Source organism: Microcystis sp. LE19-10.1B (assembly GCF_027530565.1).
GTDB classification, from domain to species: domain Bacteria; phylum Cyanobacteriota; class Cyanobacteriia; order Cyanobacteriales; family Microcystaceae; genus Microcystis; species Microcystis aeruginosa.
On record NZ_JAPZQM010000281.1, the window covers coordinates 1 to 2,126 of the forward strand.

The 2,126-nt window shown below is 45.2% G+C and carries 2 protein-coding genes; both read left to right on the forward strand.

What is annotated here, in order from left to right:
- The first annotated feature begins 125 nt into the window (after positions 1-125).
- Positions 126-1,715 (forward strand): GspE/PulE family protein, encoded by a 1,590-nt coding sequence (locus O9332_RS10030; protein ID WP_002759583.1) that lies wholly within the window; start codon positions 126-128, stop codon positions 1,713-1,715.
- Between the two features lie 65 nt (positions 1,716-1,780).
- Positions 1,781-2,071 (forward strand): DUF3082 domain-containing protein, encoded by a 291-nt coding sequence (locus tag O9332_RS10035; protein WP_002786666.1) that lies wholly within the window; start codon positions 1,781-1,783, stop codon positions 2,069-2,071.
- The last annotated feature ends 55 nt before the right edge of the window (positions 2,072-2,126 follow it).

Below are 2,126 nucleotides of genomic sequence, written 5' to 3' on the forward strand. Positions count from 1 at the left end.
AAGACCTCTTGCATAAATCCGAAAACAAACGATAGAAACAATAATGGGAGGGACTTTCAGTTAATTATTTATTAGTAGTTGATAATCTTCAAAAATGTTGCTGTACAAGGATCGACTTAAGACTTTTGCAAGAGGTCTATAATATCCTGGTTCAAGCCATCGAAAGTAAAGCGACGGAAATTCACCTAGAACCCCAAGAAAATCAATTAACTGTCCGTTTTCGCCAAGATGGTCTCCTGCGTTCTGCCTGGGAACCGATTTCTCCAGAAGCGACCCCAGGGATTATCTCACGGTTAAAAATTCTGGCTAACCTCGATTTCAGCGAAAAATCGCGCCCCCAACAGGGAAAAATGACCATAACTTTTTCCGGTCGCAAAATAGATTTTCGTCTCCACACCCTACCTCGTCAACAGGGAGAAAAAATTCTGCTGCGGGTTTTTGATTCTCGATCCCCACTTTGGCCCCTCGATGAGTTGATTGCTAGCCAAGAAACCTGTAAACTGGTACGCACCATGATTGATCGCCAGGCGGGGTTAATTCTGCTCACCGCACCGGCCAGAGGCGGCTGTTCCACCAGTTTCTATTCTCTACTAGCCCATCGAAACCGGGGTGGGGTTAATATCGCTACCCTGGAAACCTCGATCGAACGCAGCCTTAATGGTATTACCCAAGTGGAAATCGCTGATGGTCAAGGCCAAGATTATGCCTCGATTTTGCCCTCTTTCCGGAATCAAGACCTAGACATCATCGGCATCGATCGCCTGGCGGATTCTTCCACCCTTACCCATGCTCTAGAAGCGGCTTTGACTGGACATTTAGTTATTTCTAGTTTACCCCTCAATGATGCCTTTGCTGCGATCGCTCGCCTCAATCAATTAGCGGAGCCGGCCTTAGTGGCTGATACCCTCATTGGAGTGATCAATCAAAGACTGGTGCGACGGGTTTGTCCGGTTTGTCGGCTGAAACATCAACCAAAAAGGGAAGAATTAGCTAAATTTGGTCTTTCTCCCGCCCAAGCTGCTCAATACAGCTTTTATAAAGCTAATTCCCTCACTGCCGAAGAAATCATCCAAGCGCGGGAAAAAGGCAGATTATGCCGTCATTGTCACGGCATCGGTTATCAGTCCCAGATCGGGGTCTTTGAAGTGATCACGATTACCCCTCACCTCAAAACTTTCATCGCTGCGAAGAAACCCGCCGATATGCTCAAAAAAGCGGCAACACAGGCAGGATTTAAGTCTCTCCTCACCTACGGTTTAGAATTAGTCTGTCAAGGTTATACTACCCTAGAGGAAATCGAGCGCGTCATAGCTGATCAATTCACTTTGCCCCCCCTCTCTGCTGCCAATAATCCTGAGATTCCCTCGGATGTTTTCGGGAGAATCGAGGCGATCGAGCAGTTATTAAAAGCTCTCAATGGTGAATTACAGTCATTAAAGCAAGAAATTAACCTAAATTCGCTCAAAAATTCTCCTAAGAGCGCAAATACAACTATTCTCGACCAGGAGTTACCTGATTTGACTAATCTAGTCCTTTCTTCCCAAAACTGGTCATCGGACAAGGAAACGATCGTTTTCGCTGCCCCTGTTTATGAGGAGTTAACCGACCCCGGCGATTGGGAACAGTTAAAACGGGAACTAGACCAGAATCAAGACCTGATCGCCTCCTCGCAAGTCGATACTTCTTTTCCTTCCGTCCTCGATCCTTGGTCCTAGTCGGGTAAAATGCTGGGGAAAAGAATTAAAATTTAACCTGGGCAATATTTGAGGACTAAAAAGGAATGACCACAGAATTAGAAACCAAAAAAGTTACTCCTACTCGCTGTTTGGTTGGTGCGGCAATTTCGGCAGCATTGGGGACAATTCTCTATTATCTCACAGCAGCGATCGGTCATTCTTTTTACTCAAAACCAATGGTTGCTCACAGTCCGATCGCCTTGAGAATTGGCAGTGCTGTCCGCACTTTAGTTTTTGGTTTAGCTTCTCTAGGAACCTTTATTTTTGCTTTTGTCACCATTGGTTTAATTCTTTTGGCTATCCAATTACTGCTTAAACGCCCTCAACAAACATAAATTATGAATTATGAATTGGAAGTGGGGAAGTGGGGAGCTTTTCAGTGATCAGTAA